We start from the raw sequence: 24,832 nt of genomic DNA, 5'->3' as shown, positions 1-24,832 counted from the left end.
GCATCCGTACTCAGGATCGCTTGCTCGATCCACTCGTATGGCAAATGCTCGCCCAGCCTCTTCCAGTCCGGAGACTCGAGATGGTTGGCCAGGAAGTGAAGGGTATCGTCGAGCATCGCGACGAAGGTTAACAGCGATGCCCGGCGTTTACAACAGCAAAATAAAAATGCCGTTCAGTCTTAACTGAACGGCATTACCCATCACTGGAGCCTTCTATCTGTAGGTGGCGGAAAGCGGTGAGATTCGAACTCACGAACAGGTTCCCCCGTCGCCAGTTTTCAAGTCTACGCCCAAGTGCTTAGAAAACAGGTACTTACAAACAATTCCTTCCCGCAACTCTTCCTTCTAGATGGCTAAATGTTCCTTATTTTTCAAGGCCAGTCTTCCGGGTTGCGGAAACGAATTTAGCTTCCCAGTCGAAAGCACTTGCACCGCACGCCGGCTCCGCCGAAACCCACTGTTGAATAGTGCCGCCACCTTGCAGAAATGGACAGTTTAATTTCTTTAAACCAACAATTCTTCTCAACACTAAGTTACCATTGTGAAACTCGCCTCACTTTTGAGGAAGGCGCAACGGCACGCCACTCTGCCGCATTAATGGAATAACAATGGCCAGCTACGTTCAAAAGATTTTATCCCGTGATGAAACCATCACCTACCAAGCGAAAATCAGCGTCTGGTCGCTAGCTCCGCTAATCGTCCTTGGATTTTTCTTCCTCTTCCTGTGGGGTATTGGGGTGATTTTTTTCATAGCTGCATATCTGAAATATATTTCCACTGAGCTGGCGATCACCAACAAGCGGGTCATTGCGAAGTTTGGTTTCATTAGCCGCCGCACTGTCGAGATTAAGCTCTCGAAGGTCGAGAGCATGCAAGTTGAGCAAGGTATCCTGGGGCGTATCTTCAACTTTGGTTCCCTCGTTGTGGCTGGCGCCGGCACCCCGCAAGCACCGATTCCCGGAATCTCGGATCCAATCACATTCCGCACCAAGTTTATGGAAACTCAAGAGGATGCCGAGGCAGCAGCAAAAGTCGCTGCTTGAGCGATCGAACCGGAAGTGCATGGCCCGGCCCACCTGTTAGCGCAGCTGGGCCGGGCGCTCTGTCTTTTTACTGCTGCAGGAGATTTGGCGGCACTACATCCGCCCACTCCCCCGCCCGTCCATTGACTGCTACCTGCTGGCCTGCATAGAAGTCCCGCCAGCCGAGGGCCTGATCCCGCCAGGCGCGGCAGCTGGTGGCATTGCCCACTTCGGCCGCGGCGACCGCATCAAGCGAAAGCTCGGCGGGTTCTCGGTCAGAATCGGTGGCGGGTCCGACAGGCTCACCTGACCAGGCGGCGTCGAGCACGCGGACAAAGCCAGCGTTGACGCCAAAACGATCAGCGTCAGCCGGCTGAATGTATATCGGAATGTTTGTTTCAATGGTCGCTCCCTGGACGTAAATTTTTTGAATGCGGTCGACGTACTTGGTCTGTACAGACGTCTGCACTTCGATCTGTTTCTTCACGATGCCGGCAGTCTGCGTCGCCTGCTTGCCGATGTAGTCGGCCATCGCGTCGGCGCCGCGCCGCGCCTCGTGCAGGCGGCCGGCGCCGTACACAGCGACCATGAGCGCCGCCACCGCCGCCCACTTCGTCCAGTTCGGCACGACGATGCCCGCAGCACGGGCGATCAGCGGCCTCAAGCCAGCACCTGCAGGGCGCGGGAGGTCAGCGCGATCCGCTCCGATAACCCGTTACTTCCACCGTTCACCGCACGGCTCACGCTGCCGATGTCGCCGGCGTCGGCAAGCAACGACAGGGTGCGTCCTGTCGGGTTCCCCTTCGACCAGAACCAGGCGAAAGCCAGGCATCCGACATCGGGTTGCGCCACCATGTCCGGATAGCGCGCCAGGTCGAGTCCAAGCGCCGTGCCGCAGCGGGCATAGTTATCCTTGCCAGTCAGCTGGACAGGCCCGCGCCCGCGGTACCGCCAGCCGTCCCCCGCCTCGATCGAACCGTTCCCCATCCGGTTCGCGTAGGCGGTGTTGGCGATCATCTGCTGATTGGCAGGGTGTTGCGCCGTGCGCCCGTAGAGCGCGGCCGTCTCCGGAGTGAAGCGCGTGACATGGCGGTTATTGAACCTGGCCATCAACGCTGCCGGGGAATAGTTCAGGTTCTCGGTCATCCTGGTCAGGCCCATCGATTCGTGCAGAGCCTGCGCCAGGAACGCAGCCTGACGCGCCGGCGTGTCGATCCCGAACCGCTTCATGGCGGCGTTGAGCGGCTCGACGAACATATCGGCGCGGGTCCCGATACCCGGCGACAGGGCCAGCAGCTGCGCGAGATTCATAGCGCACCCCGAACGTCGCTAATCACTTCACCGAGATCCGCGCCCCGCCGGCGCTCGATGTAGTTGAACAACCAGCGCACGATTGCCCAGCCTGGCAGGCCACATGCGAAAACCAGTCCCAACATGGCCACCAGCCCGAACGGGGTGAACGCCCAGTGTTCCAGGCCGTAGTGCTGGATCACGGCGGCGCCACCACCAATTGACGCGACAACCGTGGAAATCACGCCCACCGCCCATTCCTTCGCGCTGCGTGGGGTTATGGCGCACATGACGACGACAGCGGCCAGCCCTGCACCGATGGCGCCGGCCCCGGCTAGGCCGCCGATAACACTCCAGCCTGCTGCGCCGGCTGCAGCGCCGGAAATTGGTTCGCTCATGCTATTTACTTTCATGGTGAATGTGAATACTCAAGGATTGATAGCCATAAGAGCGGTTTCGCCAACATGGGATAGATTGGAAAACACGTTACGCCCGGAGGCGCGCAGCCAGCCAGCGCCGAATTCATAGCAAAACCAGAAACCGGCCTCAGCCCAATCGCGGCCCGGCGCGAGTGACAGCCCGAACGCGCCTTTGAAGTCATAGTTGTTGTTGCGGATCTTGAGCGCGACGGCCAGCGGCGCTCGGACCCACCTCGGCAACCAGGTCGGTAGCTTCGGTTCGTACGTGCAGAGTTGGGATTCGCCAAAGGCTACCCCGGCGGCTGGGTCGGGAACGTAGAAGTGCGTTTCCTTGACCAGAACCTGACCCGCCATCGCCACGGCCAGCGGTACCTTGCGCACGCCATGCAGCATGGTCGCTTCGTAGCAGGTATCACAACAGTGCACTGATGGCCGCAGTCCCGGCATACCATGCGACCGCGGCTTGACCTGTAGGGCTGGTCAATGCAGCTGCACGCAGGGCACACGAATCCGGCCGGCCACCGCAATCTTTCCAGATACGAAAGACAGGCTTCTTCGGACGCAAACCAAGTCAGGAATTCGTTCCAGTCGGTGGGGTAGTCTTCGCCCGCTTTTGGGGCTAATATATGGATATCCATACAGTGATTCCAACTTCACTGGAGCTAAATGGATACCCCGTATAGATATACAGTACAAATTCGACAGCGACCGCCGTGGGATCGGTCAGACGACCTGACGAACTCCGAGAAGCAGGAAGGGAAATGGCGTGTTGCGGAGACTGTCTCCGCAACACGTGAGGGCGACATCCGTTTGTCATGCGCTCGCGACGCTGAAATGAGCTGTCGGGAGACGAAAAAAAGCCCTTGATCTACAAGGGCAATTTGAAAATTCGTTGGCGGAAGCGGTGACATCCTATTTTAATGCGTATGTGTATGATTTATATGCACAAATACGCATAGCTACTCCCGTCATACCAACACTCATACCAACAAATCTCTGTGCTGCTGAGATCAAGGGCGGAACGTTGCGCCGCTGGCCAGAAGGACGCAGAGATCGCTTAATTTAATCGGCAGTGTTGTGCCCCACACGTACAGCGCCGCGACTCCAGGGGCGAGTGCTAAGAAACCGAAGACCCCGAAGGTATACTTCAATACGCGATACTGGCGCTTAATCGCATGCCTCGCCTGTGCGATAGGTGCTTGCAGTTTCTTAGGGAATGTGGAGCCGTCGTACTGCCCGAAGATGATCTCAAAGCTCGAGCGTAACCGCTCAACTTGCAACCACTGGTTCCACAGAATGCCAATGAAAATGACGGTTACGGCCCACAGCCCGGCGAATAAGATCCAGAATTCTTCAGCTGTCGATGCCTTCCGTAAAATCAATACAGCGGCTAGCGATACTGGTAACGCCAGTAGCTTGCCGGCGATATCGCCTAGAACAGCGCTAAGCTTCGTCGCGTGCTCAATTTCAGCGGTAGCAATTTCCTTCCGAACTTTCTCGAAGGAATACTGATTAACAAATGCTAGAACGTTGTGACGGTACTTCGACAGGACGTCACGCCAATGGGATACGAGGTAAGCGAACAGCTCTGTCGATTCGTCCGGGACCGATAGCGCATCAGCAATGGCCAGCCGCATGATCATTCGTCGCTCGTCTATATGTATCTCGTTTTTCATCGCCTCGGATACCAACACCTCGAGCAACCGTACATGGACCAAAGGATATTTTAGTAGACGCTCTTCAATGCGAACAACGATGGAAAGGGTTTTGGCAGGAGTTTTGCCATCCGCCGCAAGAACAAAAAACAGACGGTTCTCGCCATAAGTCAGATCTGTACCCTGTGCGTACTCAGCCGCTAGCGAGGAGATCGCGCGAATGAATCTACACAGTTCCAACAGCGAAATTAGCACAGGCGGAGGCGTGCCATCGCCGGAGAAATAATCCAAGTCGATAACATAGTAGCGCTCTGGAACGTCACCAAAATTCAGCGAGGGAGTCGCTGCGATGAATTCGCCAACAGATGCATGAAACCGTCCAGCGTAATCGGACGATGCGAGGCGGAAATCGACCTTCACGTTATTGCCGTCGATGAATTTATCTTCAAAATACCCGAAGTGGTCGGACAAACCGGCCACCTCCTCGATTAGCTCTATAGTCGCCGGCGTGCAAGAACCCTCAAAAACGAAACTCTCGTTTTCGATGGGCGGACGATTCAGAGCGCGATAAAGCTCAACGATTTTTGCGAACATATGCCTATTTGTGGAGCGCGAGCTCGGCGATTATTTCTTTTACAGTTTTGTCATTAAGGTTATTGAAGGTAATCGACTTATTCTTGACGTTAAAAAAAACTGCCGAGTTGTTCGAGTCCCCTAAACTTTTGCGTTCAAACGTGAACGAGTAACTTGGCATTTCGGCCTTGATACGCGTCCCCTTTTTTAACGTCCCTTTATGAACCGCAAATGCAGCCGGCACCTTCGCTAAGTCGCTGTTCAAATACGCTTTGAACTCTTCGATAACGGTTTCTTGCGATGCTTTCATTGGCCCCGTTGCACAAAAAGCAAGTTCGGTCAGTATGGCGTTCTGGCCAGTCTTTTCTTTACCCTCCAGATAGGATGCAACCGCATTACGCGCCTCAAGTCGAAAGGGCTTCAGGTCAGCGCGACCGAAAAATGTATGTACTGCATCAAGGGCATTTTGCGTTGCCCTGGATGAACCGATTCCCTTCGTGCACCCGAGCGCCGTTACAAAATATCCGGAGGCTTGGTTATGTGTCCCTTGCCCCAAAAACGCCAGGTAGGTTCTGTCTTCGGGGATTTTGTCCTCGGCGACTACCTCAGGCGCCATAACTTTCACGTCAAGGTACCGTTTTACGCTTATCCGTGCCGCCTGATATACCTTCGACAAGTCCACTTCCGTAATTTCGATGGGAACGTAGTCAGCGTCGAGCTGGATCCCGCCACGCTGTTTGATCATCGCGACTAAAAAAAACGGACGTCCGTCGTTCGTGTAAGCCGCGACGAGGATGTGCCCGCCAGTGGCGAAGGGTTCCTCAGCAGCTTCCTTCGCCAATTCGTCAACGGCTACGTGGCTTAAGGCAAGAAACGATGCGTCGGTCGGATTTGCGGTTTGGTATGCGTCGAATCGACTTGGGAAAGGTCCCTCGCGCTTATCGTCGCCAAATTGACCGTAGCTGAGAATATTTCCAGTCTTTCCGAGGAGACCATTTACTCCCTTAACCAAGGCAACAACTGCAGGCAAGCCAACATCGATCGTCTTGATCTTCTTGACCATGCCCTTAAGAACCGTCGTGTTGGCTTCTTTTGTGAAACTGTGAATGACAGCGTACTGAACCTCGAAGCTCATATGACCCTTTGCCATGAAGTGACGGAGTAAAACACTACGTTGCAAAGATTATATCAATGCTACTGGCGGCTATGGTTGTCGAAAGGCATCATTTCTGAGTTTGACTCGTTGCAAACGCTCACTATGAGCGGCGCTCAGCGGGCAATCATGGAACGGTAGCAGGAGGTTCGACCATAACCTGAACGGCCCACTCCTGCTTTTCAACCCGCGCCGCTGGGTCATCTTGGTTCCCCAACCGCTCGTAACCTTGGAATAGCATCTTGTCGCCACGAATCATGACGACCTTCGCGCGCCACATGAGCGGGAGAAGCGGTTTCTGCACAGCGTCGTCGCCGGCGCCGTGCACCTTCATAACCGGCAAATTCTCAATCAGCACCATGGTAATGTGGCCCACGACGCCCTCATCCGCGCCGATTTCGTGATCGCTCTTTCGCTCGCCCCGACGCCGTAGCCGCTTTATTCTACTGTACATTTATACAGTATCGCGCAGTATTATGGCAGGACGCAAGCTGCCTGTGCAGACGTCTGCACAAGCTTGCTCGACTAAAAGAGTCCAACGGGGTCCGTAGACCGATCCCAGCTGTAGATGATCACTTCCGATCGATCCACAGCCCTTCCGCCTCCACCGACGTTGTACGAAATCGGAACCGTGTCCATCTGAAACGCGCCGAAGATTCTCCGGATGTCCGGGTGGTCGTTCAGACTCAGAATGGCCTTGCCCTTAATCCGCCCCATCAGGTCCGCAATCTTGACATATTCTTCCAGGCCGAAGTCCACGCCGTAGCCTTCCGTCTGCCAGTATGGCGGATCGAGGTAGAACAGTGTGTGGGGGCGGTCATACCGTTCCATCAGCTTGTGCCAGTCCATGTTCTCGATGAAGGCGCCGGACAGGCGCAGGTGGGCCGCCGATAGATTCTCCTCGATGCGCAACAGGTTGACTGGCGGGGCAGTTGTGGCGGTACCCCAGCTCTGGCCGTCGACCTTCCCTCCGAACGCGTGCTGCTGCAGGTAGAAGAATCGAACAGCACGCTGAATATCCGTCAAGGTTTCGGGCGGCGTCACCTGGTGCCATTTGAAGACCTCGCGGCTGGCCAGCGCGAACTTAAAGTGCCGGACAAATTCTTCGAGGTGGTTCTGCACAACGCGATAGAGCCTGACCAGCTCGCCGTTGATGTCGTTCAGCACTTCCACGTCGGCAGGCGGGCGCATGAAATAGAGCGCAGCGCCGCCGGCAAACACCTCGACGTAGCACTTGTGCGGAGGAAATTGAGGGATAAGGTGATCGGCCAGGCGCCGTTTGCCGCCGATCCATGGAATGATTGGAGTTGCCATAAGTAAACCTTTTTATTATGTTTCGTGCTATGCTCCGGCCGCCTCCCGGGAGGTGCAGAGCCCTAGCTTGGTTCACTGGTAGCTCAGTGGATTGAGGCCTGTACTGGTTGTTAGCGCAACCAGCACAGGCGCTCTGTCTTTGAATCTAGGGTGGAGGAGCGTCAACAGGTCCTTCACCCACTATTGCCTTTATGTTCGGATCAGGCTTAGTTGTAAGAGCACGATCCACGGCTCCACGACCGCGGTCTATGAGAGCGACGAGCTCTTTGGCCAGGACCTCCATCCGTCCAAGGTGTGCCAACCGCGTCGCGCTGATCATCTGCAACGGCGAAGTGTCGGCCTCGCCATGCATGCGCACGTCAATAATGTGGGTCATGCGTCACCTCATTGCGGCGGGCCGATCAATGGCGCCGCCACGTACCACTCTCCAGCCTCGCCGTTGACCGCTACCTGCTGCTTGGCGTAGAACTCGCGCCACCCGTAGACTTGCTCGCGCCAGATCCGGCAGCTGGTGGCATTGCCGACTTGAACGGCCGCGACTTCATCGAGCGAAATTCCAGCGGGTTCTCGATCAGAATCGCTGGCGGGTCCAGCAACGGAACCATCCCAGCCGGCGTCGAGCAAGCGGACAAAGCCAACATTGACAGCAAAGCGCTCAATATCCGCAGGGGTAATGAGATCGGGGATGATGCTTTCAATTGCGACTCCTTCTGTATGAATTGTATGGATGCGGTCACGGTATTTCGTTTCGACGACGGTCACCACTTCGGTTTGCTTTTTGACGATGACAACCACCTGCTCGGCTTGGCCAGCAACGTATTGAGCGTGGGCGTCAGCGCCACGTCGCGCCTCATGCAATCGGCCCGTCCCGTAGCCGGATACTGCCAGCACGCCTACCGCTGCCCACATCGCCCAGCGTGGAACGGCCACACTCGCGATGCGCCCCATCAGGCGAGTCATGCCAGTACCTCGAGCGCGCGCTGGGTCAGCGCAATTCGCTCGGCCAGCCCATGGCTGCCGCCGTTCACCGCCAGGCTAAGCCGGTCGATCTTGCCAATGTCCGCCACCAGGTTGAGCGACTTGCCCGTGCGATTTCCCTTGTCCCAGAACCATGCGAAGGCCAGACAGCCGACCGTAGGCTCGGCGACCTGGTCCGGACAGTTCACCAGATCAAGCCCGAGCGCCTCTCCGCAAGCCGTGTAGTTGTCTTTGCCGGTGAGCTGGCCAGGACCGCGGCCACGGTAGCGCCAACCGTCGCCCGACTCGATCGAACCGTTGCCCATTCGGTTCGCGTAAGCGGTGTTGGCGATCATCTGCTGGTTGGCAGGATGGTGCGCAGTGCGGCCGTACAGCGCGGCGGCATCCGTTGTGAAACGGATCGCCTGACGGGTATTGAAGGTGGCAATCAGCGCCGCAGGAGAATAGTTCAGGTTCTCGGTCATCCTGGTCAGGCCCAACGACTCATGCAGGACCTGCGCCAGGAACGCCGCCTGGCGTGCTGGCGTGTCGATCTCGAAGCGCTTCATTGCGACGTTGAGCGGTTCGATGAACACGTCGACGCGCGCGCCGAGGCCGGGCGACAAGGACAGCAGCTGCGAGCGGTTCACAGTGCGCCCCGCACGTCGCTGATCACCTCGCCGAGATCGGCCCCCTTTTTCCGATCGATGTAGTTGAACATCCATCGCACGATGGCCCAACCAGGTAACCCGCAAGCGAACACCAGGCCGAGCATGGCCACAAGGCCGATGGGCGTATCTGCCCACGCCAGCAGATCATAGTGCTGGATAACGGCCGCACCACCTCCGATGGATGCCACGACCGTCGAGATGATCCCGACAGCCCATTCCTTGGCGCTACGCGGCGTCATGGCGCACATCACGACGATGGAAGCCAGACCGGCGCCGATCCCGGCGATCCCGGCCAAGCCACCGATAAAATTCCAGCCAGCTGCTCCGGCTGCAGCGCCGGAAATTGGTTCGCTCATTCTATTTACTTTCATTGTGGGTGTGAGTGATCAAGGATTGATAGCCATGAGGGCAGTTTCGCCAACGTGGGAAAGATTGGAAAACACGTTGCGCCCAGCAGCACGAAGCCAGCCTGCGCCAAGCTCATAGCAGAACCAGAAATCGTCCTCAGCCCAATCGCGGCCCGGCGCGAGTGACAGCCCGAACGCACCTTTGAAGTCATAGTTGTTGTTGCGGATCTTGAGCGCGACGGCCAGCGGCGCTCGGACCCACCTCGGCAACCAGGTCGGTAGCTTCGGTTCGTAGGTGCAGAGTTGGGATTCGCCAAAGGCTACCCCGGCGGCTGGGTCGGGAACGTAGAAGTGCGTTTCCTTGACCAGAACCTGACCCGCCATCGCCACGGCCAGCGGTACCTTGCGCACGCCATGCAACATGGTCGCTTCGTAGCAGGTATCACCCACCTTAACGATCAGGTGCGAAGACAGCGCCCAGGCGAAGCGCGTGCGCGGCATGGCCCAGCGGATCGCCAGCGAAATCGGGTTTCGCCGCCGTCGTGTGTACAGGAATGTTACGGTTCCCACTACACCCCCAGCTGTGCGCGAAGGCTGGCAATAAAGCCGTTCCACTGCTCCACTACGACGGCCAGCTCAGCCTTACTGGCAGCGCCGCGCATGCCCTTCTGGCGGACAAAGCGCGTACTGCGCATCGACAGCTGGGCTGATCGGAACGCATCGGCGCGGGCGATGATATTGTCCGCGGCCCATGCGTCTGTCTGCTGCAAGCCGGTCGGGTTGTCCATGGCAAAGTCCGCGACGTAACTCGATGCCGTGCCAACGTAGCCGCCGGCCACGTACTGGCGCGCCGCGCTTTCCGCGTCCGCGTACTCGGTCGCACGGCGCCCGATGGCAGCGTCATACACGCTGTCCACGTCCGCATATGTTTGCGCGATGGCGTGCGCTTTGAGTTCTTCGAGTGCCTCTGCGGAGAACGCTGGGGGGAGGAAGTTTGCACCATCCCATCTGTCGCCAATTCGCCCGCCGAGTGCGGCGTCGATCAGGTTCGTTAGAGCGTTCAAGTCATCGACAACGATGGTGTTAATGATGACGCCGTCGGCGTCGAGTTGATGTGCGTTCATTTATGCAATCCCCCATACACATACTTCACCTCGGCCACCGGGACCGCCGGGGCCGGACATTGTTCCGTCGGCACTGGCGCCTCCTCCGCCCCCACCCCCGCCACCACGGGCAGCGCCCGCGACCCCCGTGGTATTTTGTGCGCCCCCACTGCCGCCGTTGCCCCCTGTGATGGAAGTACCGCCAGCACCAACGGTATTCCCCTGATTGCCCCCGGCTCCGCCACCCCCGCCCCCCCCACCACCCCTTGCCGCAACACCTGCTGTTGGTGGTGATCCAATAGATGAGCCGTTACCCCCATTCTTACGTGCAAACCATGGACCATAATCATCAATGGCAAGCGAGATCGGTCCGAATGATGTGGTGCCACCCGCGCCCTCGGCACCACCAGCTGCATTGGCAATGTTGGTCGCAGTGCCTCCGCTTCCACCGGCACCAATGGTCACAGTGGACGATGCTCCGAGCTTGGAAGCGCCAATAGTGAACCATCCGCCTTCGCCTCCTGTGCCACCACTTCCACCGCTACCTGGGAATCCATTAGTCGTGTTATATCCGGATCCTCCAGACCCTCCCCTTCCTCCATTCCACGTCACTCCCCCGAAGTCGGTATATCCGGGTGGCTTAATGAAGTTGCTGCTGACAGTAAACGTTTTATTAAACGGCGAGATCACCATCGAGGTGAGCGTCGTCCCATTACACTGGATCAGGCGGGCCTCGCCGGGATACATGATGTAGCTGGAAAGGCCATCGATCAGTTCGGCGCCGTTCGGATCGAGCGTGATATCGCCAGTTCCTGAATTGCGCAGCCAGCAGCACCAGCCATTACCCAAAACGGCCGCAGCGGCAAAGGTCTGCGAGAAGGTGCCACCGGTGATGTCAATCAGGGTCGCCTGGTCAGAAGCACCGAGCATGGTGTTGCTCGCGCGAGGCGAGCGTACGATGCGGGGCGCCGCTAGCCCAGGGCTGCTGGACAGGCTAACGGCCCATGAGCCGTAGGTGCCCGATCCGCCCGCCTCTTTGACATTGACGACCAGCGCACCCGTACCGGCGTCATAGCTTGTGATCTGACCCCACATCCAATTCGCCGACGGCGATGCACTATCGGCAATGACGACAGACTGGCCGACGCTGTATGCCTTGCTCGTCTGAATGATCAGGCTCTTGCTGCCCGTGCCGATCAACAGACTCGTAGCACTGGTCGCGCTCGTTCCTGGCGCCGTCAGTGCAGAGGCGGCGCTGCTCGCAGCATTGCTCGCCGACGATGTCGCCTCCGAAGCCTTGGTCGTCGCTGTGGTTGCGCTAGCCGCCGCATCGGCTGCATTGCCTTGCACATTGGTCGCGACCGCAACGAGCTCGCTATTGAACGTGTCAGACATATGCGACCCAAACGCATACGCCTTGGCGTTGTAGGTGCCTGCCGCACGATCCGCCAAGGCAGGGAACGGTGGCGTGTCCGTCATTGCCGGTACCGGGGTAATTGCCATCAAATATTTCCTTCGATCTTTAGATTGATAGATGTGGTGCCCACGCTGTCAGCGCGGATGCTTCCAGCGACAAATCCGAGCGTGTTGAGATACCCATAGCCCGGCAAGCCGCTCGCTTCGAACGGTACGGCGGTCTCCACGATTTCCCCCAGGATTGAATCGGCATACATCGCCTGGTCGGCGTCGATCACTACGCTACAGTTGACATTTCGACTACTGGCACGCTTGACGATCTCGTATGTTCCATCGAAATTGTATTTACGAAACGTATAGCTCTTACGATTGGACTCGGCACCGTACTGCGCGCCGCCTCCGCCACCATCCCCGATGAACTGGCGCCAGTCGCCTACCTTGATTGCCCCGATCGCCACCCGTTTCCCTGGGTCAGAAGAAACGGTGATCGTTACCTCAGCATCTGGCGCGAGCGGAATGTCGTCAAAGGACATTTGAACCGTCGGCACAAGCAAAGAGAACAATAGTTCGTAGAAGCCAGAGGCCTGGCTATACAAATCACCGCTCCACGACCGAAGTACAGCCCCGCCAGGCGAGTCCTTAACGGTGGCGCTATACGCAGCGCCCTCCATGCCATACACCGCGAGGCCGTTCAGAAACCCCGGTTGAAACACATACGTGAGCGATCCAGTAGCCACCGCCTTCGTATTGGTGTAATCGTCAAAAGGCGCCATTCGATTCGTCGGGCCCTGGCGAATCCAGTAGTTCGAATCAAGGTCAGGCGCCTGCGCGTGCCCAGAGTGGGCGAGTTTGCATCCCCAAACAGAATCGCCGTACGTGCGCTGATCGTCGACCGCATAGACGCCACCAGATACCCACGCCACCTCACCTACTGCCGCGTCCGTCGCTGCGATCGTTGTTCCCGCCTTGATCATGCTTGCTGTTATCTCTGTAGTAACCATCACTCTTGCACTTACCGTCATGTCGCCACCTCCAAGCGCACAGATGCCACTACATCCGATCGCATAGCATTGCCTCCCTCGCTAACCTCGTTGAACTGATCGGCAAGTTGACCGGTGCTGAGAACCATTTTTCCTGTATCGTCAGCCGTTTTCTCTGCCGCCAGCTGTAAGCGTTCAACCTGCTGGCGCAGCAAACGAATCTCAGTCACAAGCGCATCGCTGTTCGCGCCAGGATTTTGAAGGCGAGCCATCAGGTCGCGATTGTTCACGATCCGGGATGGACCTGTGAACTCAAGCTCAGGCCCGCGCTCGCCAACGATACGGACGCCGCCGGAATGATCGCCGCCATTCGCAAAACCCGGGATACCCTTGAGCTTTTTATACTCTCCGGACTGCATCATCAAGTCGCGCGCCGCCTGCTCCGACATTCCTCCACTAAGCACCTTGGTCCAGTACGCAATACCACCGGCGTCACCAGCGCGACCAAGCAGCGACTGATACATGGCCTGCGCTTTCGCCTCCGGGGAGTTCTTGATAGCGGCAACAATGTCACTGATCGGCGTACCTGTTGCCGCCTTATCCTTGAAGAACTCAAGGCCGGCCGCATCGGGCGCGCGGCCAAGCGCCGATTTATACGCGTCGCTGATGCTCGCGCCCGAGGCGGCAATCGGGTTTGCCTGGGCAGCCAGAATTGCGAGACGCACCGCTTCCAACGCCTGGACAATGGTCAAGCCGGTTGTGTCGATCCCGTTGAGGATGTCGATTTCCCGCTGGGCTTGTTCCAGTATCCCGTCGAGGCGCGCAATCTCACCGTCGTAGGCCAGTTGCGCCAAGTCCTTCTGGCCACTGAGCGTTGCAAGCATTTTCTCCTCGACCGACAAGGCCTTGTCCGACAACGCGCCCAGCGCCGCGATGTCACCCTGCGTCCGATAGAAATCGCGCTGGTAATCCTGCATCGTCGCAAACAGATTCGAGGAGTCCTTTGCCAAGACTGCAAACGGCGCGCGCATGCTTTCCGCAGAAGGAAGCATGCCGCCCGCTATTACGATCGCGATAGCATTCCGCACTTGTGCCTGGGCCGAGGCCCGGTCAGCACCCTCGCTACCTGCAATGCTCATTTGCGAGATTGTCGTGCTGGACAGGCTCGACAATGCTTTATGCTCAGCGACCAGGGCGGAGCTAACGTCCATCTGCGCCTGCAGCCGCTTCATTGTCAGCTCATGTGCCTTGCCTGTTCGCTCTTTCTCAGCATTGGTTACACGCTGCAGGACCCCGACCGCATCGTCCACCCCACCAAGGAGAACAGCGACTGACTCGCGCATGCCCTCAATTGACGAGCTCGCCGCCTCTATGGCCGGGACGGTCATTGCAAACGCCCCTTGGAGTGCCATCAGCGCAGCGAACGTAGCCGCGCCAGCCTCAGTCGCAAGCGCGCCGCCATTCTGCAGCCCGAGGACGGCTGCCTTAAAGTCGTCGCGAGTACGCAGTGCTGTATCGCCCAGGTACCCAAGGGTCGCTAACGACTCGGTGACATACTTCTGCACTGGCGCCAGGCGCTCCGCTTCGGTCAGGTAGTTTTCGGCAAAGCCCGACGCCTGTTCGGAAAGCTTGTCGATACCACCGGCCAGCATGATCAGGTGCTCGCGCGCTGCAAGGCTACCGATGCCGATCGGGCCGAAGGTCATGCCCATCGCGTTGAGTGTCGCGTCCAGTGATGCGTAGTTTGCAGCGACACGCACCAGCGTCTCGCCCATGCCTTCGCCCACCTTCTGGAACTCGGCGATCTGCGGGAATACTGCAGTTGTAACTTTGTCGAATGCCACACTGATACCGGCCGACAGCGCGTCAACCAGGTCCTGACCTTTCAGTTCGCGGGTGCTGACCGCGAAATCGATGCCGATCTGATTGATGGCGTTCGTCAGGCCCATGCTATCGGCGCCCAACTTGACGCCGGCGCCGACGAGCAAGTCGCCCATGTTGTCGAAGATGAGCGTGAAGGGTTTCAGCGCCGCATCGCTGAGCGCCTTCGTGTTCGTGTTGGAGCTAGTCTTGTTGCCACTGAACCAGCCACCATCGCTAGTCTTGGTCACATCCTCGTACTGGATGCCACTACCGCCACCAGCGCGCAAATCGCCAAGCGAGCCAGTGAAGCGCACGCCGGTATCGGTGATGGTCGTGCTCTTGTCCGAGCCGAAGAAGGATTTGGTAGACGTGTTGGTCGTGCCGAAAGCGCTGCCACCAGTCAGTCCCGCGGTCTGGAAAATCCCCTTGGCCGCCCCACCCAATGCCGTCTCGATATTGCGCAACGCCTGCAGCATCGAGTTCTGGTAGTCCAGCCCCATCGAGGAGTTCTGCTCCATGATCTCCAGCGACTTCGCGATCGATTCGGATTTCGCCGAATCGTCGCCAAGCACCGTGCCGGTGCCCTGTTTCTTCTGTCGATCTTCGAATGTGGCTGCAGCAGGGCCGCCACCACCAGTTCCGCCAAACACTCCCAGTTTGCCCATGAAGGCGATGATGGCAGCAGCGCCGACAAAGCCCCATACACCCATTTGCTCGAATGCCTTAGCGGCACCAGCAGCGGTCGATGCTCCAGCCCGCAGCATTGAGTTCCCGACTGACACTCCGGTCGCTGCCGTGTCAACTGCCGTGTTTGTGACGGTTGCCGTGGTTTCGGCCGCCTTACTGGCGACGAACAGGCCCGTGAATGCGGTCAGCAGGCCGCTTTTGGTTAGCATGGACTCAATCGCCATCGCGGTCTCAACGGCGCGGAATCCTCTCTCTGCGGCCTCCATGGCTTTGTGGCCCTTGGAATTTTCGCTGAAGAATCCCTTTGCCGCGCCGGCCATGTCCCCGTACGCGCCAATTTTGTTCTTCACCTCTTTCTCGGTAATCGCCTTTGAGGCGGCGGCAAGCTTCGTCGAATCCGTCGCGTATGCCTTGGCCGCGTCCTTCCTTGCTTTTTCGATCTCGGCCTGCTTAATGCCATAAGATTGAAGCGAACCGATCATCCTGGACGCAGCGTCGCCGGCTCCGCCAAACGCTCCCTGGAGCGCCTCGCCAAACGTTTGCGCCTTGGTAGGATCGAGAAACTTGTCGAGTTCCTCGCGGGCTTTCTTAGCTTCCTCGAGCTCAGTTTTGCGATCTTGCATGCCCGCAAGGCGCTTGTTCACTTCGATCAATCCCTCAACCGTACGGATCTCTTCAGCGGTACCTTCGTTAATTTCCAACTGGGTTTTGTGCAGTTCCAGCTTGGCGATGGTCGCCCTCGTGATTTCAGCTGGGAGCTTGCCGAACATGTCGACCTCCTCCTGCATTTTCGCCAGCGATTCGTATGCGGTCGAAATTTTCTTCTGCGCCGCAGCGAGTTCGTCCTTATCGAACTTTTCCGCTGCGGCACGTGCGCGCAGTAGGTCTTCATTCAGCCCGAGCTGGGCGAACCCTGCGGCGAGCTTCGCTGCATCAACGTCCGATAGCTTTACCGTGCCTTCAATGCGGCCTCGGGTAAGCGCGGCGATCTCTCTTTCGGAACTGGAGAGCGCACGGCCGAGCGTGATCTCCTGCTCAGTAAGCGCAAGTTTCTGTTGTAGCGATTTATTCATCTGGTCAAAATCGTTACGAGCTTCCTTCGGCCCGTTGCCGGTCGTGTAGTTCAGCGACGGCTTTTCCACTACAGGCTTGTCCGGGCCAGCCGCCGGTGCATCAGCACGGCCAGCGATCCGCTTGAGCATCGCTTGCTCGAGCTGGTTCGCCGGCTTGTTCCACAGGTCGTCCCACTTCTTGTTTGCGTCGGCCAGCGTCTGGTTACGTTTATCCAGGGCCTTCTGGATATCATCGAAGGCCGAACCGCCCTTCAGCCACTTGCGGGCCATCGTAAGTGGATTGGCGTTCTCCATCGCTGTCTGCAGCAAGCCCACGTCGCTTGCCACGACGTTGATGCTTCCACCAACTGCCGAGAGAATCTTCGGCAGCAGGATCGCAACGTCAACGACTCGCGCCAGTCCAAGAGCCAGATCATCGGCCCACTCCGCGCCCTTCCCATCGACGAGCCCATCACGCGACTCGGCCACATCCAGGAACGCACCGGCAAGGTCGCTCATCGCGGGAAGAGTCGCGGTCGCGATCGAGGTGAACAGGGCATCCGACTTCTCGCGCATAGCACCGAGGCGGTCCTGCAGCGCCGATGCTTTCTCCGCCGCCTCTTTGGAAACACCAGCGAATTTGTCGACATTTTCCGCAACGTCGTTCAGGTACGGAATGAGATCGGCACCGGATTTCCCCAGCAAGTCGTTCAGCAGTGCGGCCTTGCCGGCATCGTCGCCGTAGCCCTGCAGGCTCTTGGCCACATCCACCAGGACCTCGGAAGGATCACGAAGCTTGCCTGCAACATCCTTGGAAGAGACGCTGAGCGCGGTGAGAGCCTTGTGCACCTTGTTGCTCTCGTCGTCCGCTGTAGCCATACCCTTGGCGAGTCGCGATATTGAGGCGTCGACGACCCCGAAGTCCTGACTGAATGCGCTGGCGACCTTCTGCAAACGCGAGAGGTTCTCCACGCTCGAGCCGGTCTTCTGCGCCATGTCGTCAAGATTGGCCAGCGTGTCGATTGAGCTCTTCAGCTGACCGATCATGGCGTCGACGGTGAAGAAGGCTGCTACCGCGCCAGCAGCCGATTTGGCGACATTCGACAGGAAATCGGTCGTAGCCTTGCCTGCCTCATCGAAATGGCGTTGCGCATTTTTCGCGAACTTCAGGGACGCCTGATCGGATTTTTCGAGCCCCTTCGTGTACTCCGCGTACTCAAGAGCGAGCTTTACAACAAGTGAGCCAAGTGCTGACATAGGGATCCATTTCAAGGTGCTGCCATCGATTCGACGGCGAGCTGGGCTACGGTGCTTTTTTATTCAGCAGCGGCAGCGCTGCACGTTCCATCAAGCTGAGATCGCCCCACATGTCCGCTCGCTTCTTCCGAGCGATTCGCAAGCGGTCCATCTGTTCCGGGACAATTTCGTATTTGAGACCCATGTAAATCAGGCCGCTCATTCCGGCGACAACATCCCATTGCGTGCTGACGTTTAGGAAGAGCTGCACCGACGTCCAGTTTTCGGGCCAGACATCGAACGTATCGTTGGCAGCAGCCGCGCCGCCTCTCCGGGCTTGGGCTCGATCGCGCGCCGCCTCGATTACATCCGGCGGCGCTTTCAACGCAACAAGCTGGTCGACGATGTCGTCCGTCATACTGGTGGGTGGCGCCGGCACGTCACCGGCCCAGTACCGCGCTGCCGCTTTTAGTTTTTTTCCTTAGCCCTGAAGATCGAACTCCAGAAGCCTTCGTACAACGAAGTGAACGCCTGTGGGATCTGCAACACCACCGCAACGTTCAATGGATTGAAATGCACTTCGCTGCCACCTTCATCGACCAGGCCGGACCAGCCAACGAGCACTTTCTCCAGCACTTCTTTCTGCGGCAGTTTGCGGAGTTCGTCGAGATCGTCGAAGCTGACACGCTTGAACTCGGCCATGAAGTCCGACTTGTCGAACTTTCCGTTGTTGTTTGGGGTCTCGACGACAATCTTTGTTTGGTACGTGGGCGACAGAGCGACTTTGAATGCCATGACAGTTCCTATTTTTGAGGGGGTAAGAAAACGGCCAGCAATGGCTGGCCGAGGGGATGGTTGTGGACGCTGACTAGCGGACCGTCAGAATAAATTCGTCGTTGCCGACATCCGGCTGCAGATCGAGCTTGCAGGTCAACATGGAGATGCCGTCAGCCTCGCTGAGCGACGGGTCCAGCACCTGCACCTTCGGCGCCGCCAACTGGATGATGTTGCCCGCGGTAAGGCCATGGGTCACCGAAAGAGTGCCCAGCACGCCGTCCTTGATCGTCGTGTACCAGTCCTTGGTGGCGACGGATTCAAGTTCCATGACGTACGAACCGGTTGGTTCGCGGCCAGTAATGAGGATGCCCTCCCAACCGATCAGGTTGCGGTACACCAGCTGGTTGGCCATGTCCGCATCGATCGACTGCACCTTGCCGGCGACGCCGTGCAGGGTTGCTACCGGTGTGTTCGATGCATTTACCGCGAGCGGGTCCTTGAAGCCACTGTAGTCCACGCCGACTGGAGTCGGCGTATCAGTTGGCGTGCTGTACAAGCCGATGAAGCGGTACTTCATTACCGGGATGCCCTTGGCGCTCAGGCCGAAAGCCACGGTTCCCTTCGCGTCCGTCATTCGGTACAGGATGCCGTCCAGGTTGTAATACAACGTCACGGCTTCTTGCGCCTCCGTGACCGGCGCATATGTGACGCTTACGCCAGCGGAGGTCGTTTCGGAGAACGCGCAACCACGCAGCAGTGGCCCGTACTTCGGGGCCGTGCCAGCTGCACCCGCGCCAGCCAGTTCGATTTCGAACGACACCTCGGCATGGACGGCAACCGGGACGCTGCCCATGTTGCCGAAGTACGGTTTGATGTTGTTGCGTTTGGCGAACTCAGCAGAGATCGGCTGTGCGGAGATGTTCATCGCCATGATGGCGTTGAGTGCGCCTGTTGGCACAGCGTCGGTACCTGGGACCGGCTGGATTACGGCCAGCAGCACGGCATTACGTACGAGCTTACCCATCATTCATCTCCCAGTTCCGCCGCTTTGGAAGCGGCACGTTTTTTTTCCGCCAACGCGGCCTCGGCACGGCCTGCAACCATTTCCATGCTCAGGTGCCGCTTGCCGGTATCGGGGTTGATCACATAGCTGCCACCCTTTCCCGCGTGCTCATCGCTTGCGATCACGTCTTTTACCTTCGCCACATTGCTCTGCGCTGCGGCGGTCGTCGGGAAATCAGCTGCTTCGCCAGCGGGCTGGCCGCCAACATCGCCTTGCTTATTTGTTTTCATACGAGTCCTTCCATAAAAAAACCCGCGGTCAGGCGGGTTCGGTTGAGGGATGTTGCTCTTACTTCCGGGCGTGTACCCCGACATGAGTCCGTTACGAAGATAGGCTATTCGGGCCCGATCGGTACCTGATGAAATAGTGCACGGTGATCAAGCCGGCCGTACCGCCAACATCGGAAAACTTAGGCGCGTCGGTCGGCCCTTCCCAAACGTCAATGATCCGTGGCGCACGGTATGCCATGACCAACGGATGTGCCACCTCGAGCACGGCATCAGCAAGCTGGTCAGGCGCATCACCTCGCGCGACGATGCTTAGCAGGATCTCGCACGTCCGGTCGATAACACCCAGCCTGGAGTTGTCAGGCTGACTCTCGGCGCCGCGATGCACGACGAGAACGGTGTCCTCTTCCCGCGTGAATGCCTTGACGATCGACCGCTCGACCATGGCGCCAATACCAGCAGCGGCCCTTAGATCGGCGATTAACCCTTCGATGTAGGCTTCTCGCAAAGTCATAAACTAACCTTTTCTAGAGAGGCAACAACGAAGGTCCCGTCGCCCTTGGCAACCGGCGTTTGCCGCACCTTGTAGTCCTCGCCATCGATCCGCACCACATATCCGCGCTTCAGATCAATGTCACCGCGCTGGTATTCGATGCTGTAGTCGGTGTTGTGCACCATGCCATCGAGCACAACCTGGTCGGGACGGGAGAAGCTGACATCGAACTCAATGGCAGGTCCGGTGTCAGACTGATAGACCGCCTCGTCCAACATGCCGGCCTGCTTGAATGCTGGCCAGAATACAGCGGCGGAGAACGACATGATCAGCTAATTACAGCGTCGAGCTTGATCACCGCGATGGCGGCGCCGCCGGCCTTCGCCTCGACCGCGACGCCGACGCGGGTGTTCCCCACGTCCGTGGTCGTCAGGCGCTCGTTGGCAGTGTCCCAGTACAGGACAGCGCCCTGTGCCGCAACGTCGCCGGCCAGCGCCGGCAGCTCGAATACGCCTTCGGTCACGAATTCGCCGGATTTGCCTGCTGCCACATCGGACAGAGCAACGCCGAAGATCTTCCCTACCAGCACCGCCTCGCCAGCCTGGGCGGCAGCGGCGACGAGCAGAGTCAGGGTAACGCCCTTCTGAATAAAGTTTTTCATGTGATCTTTCGCAAATGAGAGTTGTAGAAACGGAACCGGTCAGCCTCAGCTGACCGGCTTTACCACCGAACCGCGCTTACGCGCCGGCGTTCTGGTACAGGCCGCGCCAGTCGATCGCCTTCGCACCGAACACGTGGCGCGCCTTGATCTGCAGGCCGTCGACTTCGAAGCCCTGGCGGGTCTCGGTGAACAGCCCCTGCTCGCCTTCCAGGTACGAGTACTCGATGGTGTCAACCAGCGCCGGGGTGGCCGAGAGGTGCCACTGATTACCCAGAATGCGCGGGTCAATCACGACTTCGAGGCTGGTGTTGAAGTTCGGGTTGATATCCGACGCCTTGGCCGCCACGAAGGAAGCCGAGGTGTACTTGTTCGCCAAGCTTTCGCTGTCCGGACCGGCGATCAGGAACGATGGGGTCAAATTCAGCACTCGCCCCTTGAGCCCGACCTGCTTGCGCATCGCGGCGCGAGCGGCACCGAGCGTGACGTCACTGATCGCGCCGGCGGCGCCAGCCAGGTTGCCGTGGTCCGCGTGGAACAGGGTCTTGCCGTCCGACATGGCTGCAGCACCGGTAAGGATGCCGTACACGATGTCGCCTTCGATCGCCGCCGCCTCGGCAGCGAGTGCCAGCGGGATACGGTCGAATGCGCCCAGATCGTCGTTGATGATCGATTCCCAGGTGATCGCGACGATACCGCCGAACTTGCTCAGCGAGTACTTCTCGGCCGAATCGCCGAACGAAAGCATCTTGTATTCGCCGCCGGCCTTGATTTCCTTGAACGCTGCCGATTCCGACAGCTGCGCGCGCGCCACTTCGCGGAAGTCCGGTGCTGTGGACTCACGGGCCCAGCCGGTGAAGGTGCGCGGCTGCAGACCGTAAGCGGTACGCAGGGTGCGGTTGACGGTGCCAGCGAGGATCTGTGGGAAATCGCTACCCGATTGCATCCCGCTGCGGCCTTGCAGATCACGGTCGAGATTCAGCGCCATGACGGCAATCTCGCGGCGCGACAGGCTGCGTGCGTTACCGCCGGCCGCTTCGATCGATTCGCGCGCCATGTCCACCAGCGTCATGCCGCGGAACTGGCGCGCCGCGTCGACGCGCTTGGCATCGTTGCGGAACGCGTTCGGGTTGGCACGCAGGGCGATCGCATCGGCCATGGCGGTGCGGCGCACTTCCGTCTCATCGCTGATGGTCTGGATGTTCGCTGCGCTGCGGGTTGGCGCTGCAGCATCGCGCTTGGCTTTCTCGCGCAGCACGGCCATGCCGGCGTCGGCTGCCGTCATGTCGCGCTGGCCGATCAGCTGGGTGGCATACGCTTCATCCAGTCCGCCGAGGGTCACTGCTTCGCGGATGCCGGCCTGACGTGCGGATTCTTGCGTGGCACCTTCGGCGCGTGCAGCGTCGAGTTGCGCTTGGGTTGGGGCCGTGGACTGCGCCGCCTGAGTGCCTTGTTCACCTGGCATGGTGGGTTCCTTTCTGGTTTGGTTACCGGCGGCTGCCGGCGATTGAACTGCTGTAGTGCTACGGGTGTTGAACTTGCAGGGCGCCATGCGCACATTAGGGCCCGGTCCTGAGTACGGCTGGCTAGGGTCGTCGCTTCGGATACTGCAGTCAGCGTCCGCGCCAATAGGGACCAGTGAGATTTCGCTAGGCTCCCAATCAACGGCGCGGTAAATCCACGGCTGCCCATCAGCGGACGGCGGGATGCGATCCATCTCGTAGACGTTGTAGCCCACCGAGACGTTACCGATGATGCCGCCGACTACGTCCTGGTAGTACGGTTCGACATCCTCACGCTTGGAGAACTCAGTCGTCGCAATGCCCTGGGTCGCCTCCAACGATGCCGAACGGATTACTCCAAATACTGAGCTCAGGTCGTACCGCTGGTGCGTGTTCAGCAGTGGCGCACGTCCCGACTCCAGACGTCCCATGCGAACATGCTTCGGATCCATGCTCAGTTCTTCGACGTAGTAGCGGTCGTTGTACCAGTCGTAGCGCCGGACGCCGGCACCGGTCGTCCACACCATCTCTGCCGTTCGCGCGTCTGCATTGACAGCTGAAACTGGCGCCTCTCGCGTTAGCATTGGCATTTGCAGAACTTCGCTGCGGTTGTCGTTCGGTTGCGGCATGTGTACCTCTCAAAAAAATGCCCTGCTCGGGGCAAGCCGGCAGGGCGGGATATGGTGGAGAGTTTCGGTTACAGTGGGTCGAGCATGTCTGCAGCGGTTGCAGCGTCGATCAGGCGCTGGGAAATCGCAGCATCGGAGTCTGTCAAGATTCCGTAGGATTTAAGCATCTCGCGTTCAGCCCTGATCTCAGCGAAGACCTTTTCGGGATCTTCGCCACGTTCGCGGATAGTCTCCGAAATGCTCTTCGTCGTCCCGCGATGTTCTTCCTTCGCCGCCATGACATCCTTCAGCGGGTCGACCCACTGCAGCTTCGGCATGGTCCAGGCCATCGGCACGATCGGCTTGCGGGTCTTGCCTGCCAGCCGTGCCACTTCCTGGAAGCGGCGCCCGATCGGTGCCAGCACCATCGGCTTGAGCGCCAGCCACTGTTCCGCCTTGATCATCTGGCGGAACTCCACCAGACCGGCCCGGTAGCTGCTGAAATTGAACTTCGACAGGTTGCCTGTCATCTGCGAGTACATCACGCCCGCACCAGCGGCGATCGCGTGCAGCTGAGTATCGGTGTAGTCGCCGTAGCCCCCGCTCGAGGCCGGGTTGCCGAAGTCGACGCCCTCCGAATTCGAAATGTACTTGATCATCCCCGGCGCCACCTTCTCGTTCACTGAGCGCGCGTTCTGCTTCGTTTCGTTCCCGATACGCAGCGACGTGTCATCGCTACGAACGAAAGCGACGAAGCACGATTCAATTTTCTTGCGGACCAGCTCGGCCTGTTCGTAGTCGGCCAGGTCACGCAAGCGGAGCAGCGACACCGCCAGCTCCGGCATGCCTCGCACTTGGGTCGGCCTGCGCTTGCGGTAGTAATGGAGCACCTCGGATGCCGGCACCCGCACGCTTTCCAGACTGTTCAACCGGTAGCTGGCCACCTCGCCAGGGTGAACAGGGAACAGCCAGTACGCAACGCGCTGGCCGATCAGGTTGAACTCCACGCCGGCGATAGCGTAATTCCCGTTCGACAGCTGACCCATCTTGCTGGAGTCGATATGGTCGGGTTCCAACACTTGAATCTGGAGCGGAACCTCGAAGCCATCGTCAGGCATACGCGAGCGGAAGCGGATAATTACCTCGCCGCTCTCGCGCCTCGTGCGGTGCGCCAGGTCGAGCAAACCGTTAAAGTCCAGCTGGCCGTCCGCGTCGCAGTATTCGGACCAGTTGTCCCACAAGGCCTGGTCTTGAGACTTGGCGACAATGCCATCCCCCACTGTATTCACACACAGTGTGTCGAGCGCCTTCGCCGCATATTCGTTATTGCGAACGACGTCGCGGCAGCGGTTGCGCACCCTTGCGAGCGCTGGTGCAATCTCCATGTTCGCGCTGCCGGCACCGGCGATCCAACCATCAGTACGGCGGCCGACCTTTGCAGCGTCATAGCCACGCATCAGCTCGAGAGCACTGCGTGCCTGGGCGCGCCGAACCCCGGACATCGGGCTGACGTAGCCAACGATCTCGTCGATGAAGTTCATGTCAGTCCCGGCTAAAGATGGTGAGCGAACCAGGGCCGCGGTTCGACAGCCGCGGTGACGCCAGCGCGCCCGATGCCATCAAGTCCGCGCGGATCACGTCGCGGGCCTTGATCAGGTCTCCGACGCTGCGGTAGGTAACGCTCTTGCCGTCGTAGTTGACCGAAAGCTGGCCGGATCCAATGGCCGCTTCGATTGCGTTCAGTTGCGTGAGTGAGAAAGCCATAA

At 58.8% G+C, this 24,832-nt stretch carries 27 protein-coding genes, 1 tRNA gene and 1 pseudogene; 1 reads left to right on the top strand and 28 read right to left on the bottom strand.

What is annotated here, in order from left to right; translation table 11 throughout:
• Window positions 1-228: 228 nt before the first annotated feature.
• Window positions 229-343 (bottom strand) — tRNA-OTHER (locus HHL21_RS14615).
• A gap of 265 nt (window positions 344-608) precedes the next feature.
• Between HHL21_RS14615 and HHL21_RS14610 the strand changes: the two genes are divergently transcribed.
• Window positions 609-1,043, top strand: coding sequence for a PH domain-containing protein (locus tag HHL21_RS14610; RefSeq protein WP_169467084.1), 435 nt, complete (start codon window positions 609-611; stop codon window positions 1,041-1,043).
• A 67-nt stretch (window positions 1,044-1,110) separates the two neighbouring features.
• Here HHL21_RS14610 and HHL21_RS14605 read toward each other — a convergent pair whose 3' ends face one another.
• The 27 genes and pseudogenes from HHL21_RS14605 to HHL21_RS14475 form a co-directional block, all read right to left on the bottom strand.
• Window positions 1,111-1,686 carry a hypothetical protein gene (locus HHL21_RS14605; RefSeq protein WP_169467082.1) on the bottom strand — a complete coding sequence of 192 codons (576 nt, stop codon included), beginning with the start codon at window positions 1,684-1,686 and terminating at the stop codon, window positions 1,111-1,113.
• Window positions 1,683-2,333: a glycoside hydrolase family 19 protein gene (locus tag HHL21_RS14600; RefSeq protein ID WP_169467079.1), complete on the bottom strand. Its 651-nt coding sequence runs from the start codon at window positions 2,331-2,333 to the stop codon at window positions 1,683-1,685. Before HHL21_RS14600 ends, HHL21_RS14605 begins: the two co-directional genes overlap by 4 nt.
• Window positions 2,330-2,710 (bottom strand): hypothetical protein, encoded by a 381-nt coding sequence (locus tag HHL21_RS14595; protein ID WP_169467077.1) that lies wholly within the window; start codon window positions 2,708-2,710, stop codon window positions 2,330-2,332. The genes HHL21_RS14600 and HHL21_RS14595 overlap by 4 nt, the downstream gene beginning before the upstream one ends.
• Window positions 2,711-2,740: 30 nt before the next feature.
• Window positions 2,741-3,124: a hypothetical protein gene (locus HHL21_RS14590; RefSeq protein WP_169467075.1), complete on the bottom strand. Its 384-nt coding sequence runs from the start codon at window positions 3,122-3,124 to the stop codon at window positions 2,741-2,743.
• A gap of 23 nt (window positions 3,125-3,147) precedes the next feature.
• Window positions 3,148-3,369: pseudogene (locus HHL21_RS21735) on the bottom strand (transposase family protein); the annotation flags it as partial.
• A gap of 372 nt (window positions 3,370-3,741) precedes the next feature.
• Complete coding sequence (locus HHL21_RS14580) at window positions 3,742-4,980, bottom strand: hypothetical protein (RefSeq protein WP_169467071.1); 1,239 nt, start codon at window positions 4,978-4,980, stop codon at window positions 3,742-3,744.
• Window positions 4,981-4,984: 4 nt separating this feature from the next.
• Complete coding sequence (locus HHL21_RS14575; protein ID WP_169467069.1) at window positions 4,985-6,094, bottom strand: nucleoid-associated protein; 1,110 nt, start codon at window positions 6,092-6,094, stop codon at window positions 4,985-4,987.
• 145 nt (window positions 6,095-6,239) lie between these two features.
• On the bottom strand, window positions 6,240-6,488 hold the full coding sequence (locus HHL21_RS14570) for a hypothetical protein (protein WP_169467067.1): 249 nt from the start codon (window positions 6,486-6,488) through the stop codon (window positions 6,240-6,242).
• 149 nt (window positions 6,489-6,637) lie between these two features.
• Window positions 6,638-7,426 carry a DNA adenine methylase gene (locus HHL21_RS14565; protein ID WP_169467065.1) on the bottom strand — a complete coding sequence of 263 codons (789 nt, stop codon included), beginning with the start codon at window positions 7,424-7,426 and terminating at the stop codon, window positions 6,638-6,640.
• A gap of 384 nt (window positions 7,427-7,810) precedes the next feature.
• The gene (locus HHL21_RS14560; protein WP_169467063.1) at window positions 7,811-8,386 is read right to left on the bottom strand and encodes a hypothetical protein; all 576 of its coding nucleotides are present in this window, start codon (window positions 8,384-8,386) and stop codon (window positions 7,811-7,813) included.
• Window positions 8,383-9,033, bottom strand: coding sequence for a glycoside hydrolase family 19 protein (locus HHL21_RS22175; protein ID WP_206085788.1), 651 nt, complete (start codon window positions 9,031-9,033; stop codon window positions 8,383-8,385). Before HHL21_RS22175 ends, HHL21_RS14560 begins: the two co-directional genes overlap by 4 nt.
• Window positions 9,030-9,410 carry a hypothetical protein gene (locus HHL21_RS14550; RefSeq protein WP_206085787.1) on the bottom strand — a complete coding sequence of 127 codons (381 nt, stop codon included), beginning with the start codon at window positions 9,408-9,410 and terminating at the stop codon, window positions 9,030-9,032. The genes HHL21_RS22175 and HHL21_RS14550 overlap by 4 nt, the downstream gene beginning before the upstream one ends.
• 30 nt (window positions 9,411-9,440) lie before the next feature.
• A complete protein-coding gene (locus HHL21_RS14545; protein ID WP_169467058.1) occupies window positions 9,441-9,902 on the bottom strand; it encodes a hypothetical protein in 462 nt (153 codons plus the stop codon).
• Between the two features lie 68 nt (window positions 9,903-9,970).
• Complete coding sequence (locus HHL21_RS14540) at window positions 9,971-10,525, bottom strand: hypothetical protein (RefSeq protein ID WP_169467056.1); 555 nt, start codon at window positions 10,523-10,525, stop codon at window positions 9,971-9,973.
• On the bottom strand, window positions 10,526-12,007 hold the full coding sequence (locus tag HHL21_RS14535; protein ID WP_169467054.1) for a hypothetical protein: 1,482 nt from the start codon (window positions 12,005-12,007) through the stop codon (window positions 10,526-10,528).
• A complete protein-coding gene (locus HHL21_RS14530; protein ID WP_169467052.1) occupies window positions 12,007-12,942 on the bottom strand; it encodes a hypothetical protein in 936 nt (311 codons plus the stop codon). The genes HHL21_RS14535 and HHL21_RS14530 overlap by 1 nt, the downstream gene beginning before the upstream one ends.
• The gene (locus HHL21_RS14525; RefSeq protein ID WP_169467050.1) at window positions 12,939-17,759 is read right to left on the bottom strand and encodes a DUF4214 domain-containing protein; all 4,821 of its coding nucleotides are present in this window, start codon (window positions 17,757-17,759) and stop codon (window positions 12,939-12,941) included. Before HHL21_RS14525 ends, HHL21_RS14530 begins: the two co-directional genes overlap by 4 nt.
• Window positions 17,760-17,805: 46 nt before the next feature.
• Complete coding sequence (locus HHL21_RS14520) at window positions 17,806-18,156, bottom strand: DUF1799 domain-containing protein (RefSeq protein ID WP_169467049.1); 351 nt, start codon at window positions 18,154-18,156, stop codon at window positions 17,806-17,808.
• A gap of 50 nt (window positions 18,157-18,206) precedes the next feature.
• Window positions 18,207-18,533 carry a hypothetical protein gene (locus tag HHL21_RS14515; RefSeq protein WP_169467047.1) on the bottom strand — a complete coding sequence of 109 codons (327 nt, stop codon included), beginning with the start codon at window positions 18,531-18,533 and terminating at the stop codon, window positions 18,207-18,209.
• A 73-nt stretch (window positions 18,534-18,606) separates the two neighbouring features.
• Window positions 18,607-19,542 carry a phage tail tube protein gene (locus HHL21_RS14510; protein ID WP_169467045.1) on the bottom strand — a complete coding sequence of 312 codons (936 nt, stop codon included), beginning with the start codon at window positions 19,540-19,542 and terminating at the stop codon, window positions 18,607-18,609.
• The gene (locus HHL21_RS14505) at window positions 19,539-19,808 is read right to left on the bottom strand and encodes a hypothetical protein (RefSeq protein ID WP_169467043.1); all 270 of its coding nucleotides are present in this window, start codon (window positions 19,806-19,808) and stop codon (window positions 19,539-19,541) included. The genes HHL21_RS14510 and HHL21_RS14505 overlap by 4 nt, the downstream gene beginning before the upstream one ends.
• A gap of 91 nt (window positions 19,809-19,899) precedes the next feature.
• Window positions 19,900-20,319 carry a glycoside hydrolase family protein gene (locus tag HHL21_RS14500; RefSeq protein ID WP_169467041.1) on the bottom strand — a complete coding sequence of 140 codons (420 nt, stop codon included), beginning with the start codon at window positions 20,317-20,319 and terminating at the stop codon, window positions 19,900-19,902.
• On the bottom strand, window positions 20,316-20,624 hold the full coding sequence (locus HHL21_RS14495; protein ID WP_169467039.1) for a head-tail joining protein: 309 nt from the start codon (window positions 20,622-20,624) through the stop codon (window positions 20,316-20,318). Before HHL21_RS14495 ends, HHL21_RS14500 begins: the two co-directional genes overlap by 4 nt.
• Window positions 20,625-20,626: 2 nt before the next feature.
• Window positions 20,627-20,959 (bottom strand): DUF2190 family protein, encoded by a 333-nt coding sequence (locus tag HHL21_RS14490; RefSeq protein ID WP_169467037.1) that lies wholly within the window; start codon window positions 20,957-20,959, stop codon window positions 20,627-20,629.
• Window positions 20,960-21,035: 76 nt separating this feature from the next.
• On the bottom strand, window positions 21,036-23,042 hold the full coding sequence (locus HHL21_RS14485; RefSeq protein ID WP_370659732.1) for a prohead protease/major capsid protein fusion protein: 2,007 nt from the start codon (window positions 23,040-23,042) through the stop codon (window positions 21,036-21,038).
• A 113-nt stretch (window positions 23,043-23,155) separates the two neighbouring features.
• Window positions 23,156-24,607 carry a phage portal protein gene (locus tag HHL21_RS14480; RefSeq protein ID WP_169467032.1) on the bottom strand — a complete coding sequence of 484 codons (1,452 nt, stop codon included), beginning with the start codon at window positions 24,605-24,607 and terminating at the stop codon, window positions 23,156-23,158.
• Window position 24,608: 1 nt separating this feature from the next.
• The gene (locus HHL21_RS14475) at window positions 24,609-24,830 is read right to left on the bottom strand and encodes a phage head-tail joining protein (RefSeq protein ID WP_169466507.1); all 222 of its coding nucleotides are present in this window, start codon (window positions 24,828-24,830) and stop codon (window positions 24,609-24,611) included.
• Between the last annotated feature and the right edge of the window lie 2 nt (window positions 24,831-24,832).

The organism is Massilia polaris (assembly GCF_012927275.1).
GTDB classification, from domain to species: Bacteria; Pseudomonadota; Gammaproteobacteria; order Burkholderiales; family Burkholderiaceae_D; genus Telluria_A; species Telluria_A polaris.
This window is presented reverse-complemented; position numbering and strand designations above follow the sequence as displayed.